This is a genomic window from Siminovitchia sediminis, assembly GCF_042680885.1.
In the GTDB taxonomy this organism is placed as follows: Bacteria; Bacillota; Bacilli; order Bacillales; family Bacillaceae_C; genus Siminovitchia; species Siminovitchia sediminis.
In genome coordinates, this window is record NZ_JBHUEO010000103.1 from 1,503 (window position 1) to 2,052 (window position 550).

1 pseudogene is annotated in these 550 nt (G+C 56.5%); it reads left to right on the top strand.

The window, feature by feature from the left end:
* Positions 1-550 (top strand): annotated as a pseudogene (locus ACFSCZ_RS17770) (pyruvate carboxylase); the annotation flags it as partial.

Sequence of the window (550 nt, forward strand, 5' to 3'; positions counted from 1 at the left end):
CTGTTACACCGGGGATATCGATGACCCGGACCGTCCGAAATACCATATCGACTACTATAAGAAGATGGCGAGGGAGCTGGAGGCGCAGGGTGCGCATATGCTGGCGATCAAGGACATGGCCGGGCTCCTGAAGCCGCAGGCTGCCTACCGCCTCATTTCCGAATTGAAAGAGACGGTCGGCCTGCCGATCCATCTGCATATGCACGATACAGGCGGCAACGGCATCCTGACGTACACGAAAGCGATCGAAGCCGGGGTGGATGTCATCGATACGGCGATCGGTTCGATGGCAGGCCTGACATCCCAGCCGAGCCTGAACACACTCTACTATGCACTGGAAGGAACCGAACAGGCATTGGACATTGACATTGATTCTCTGGAAAAGCTGTCCTATTACTGGGAAGACGTCCGCAAGTATTACAAGGACTTTGAAAGCGGCATGATGTCGCCGCACTCAGAAGTATACCGGCATGAAATGCCGGGCGGGCAGTACAGCAACCTGCAGCAGCAGGCCAAAGCGGTCGGGCTTGGCGGCCGCTGGGAAGAGGTA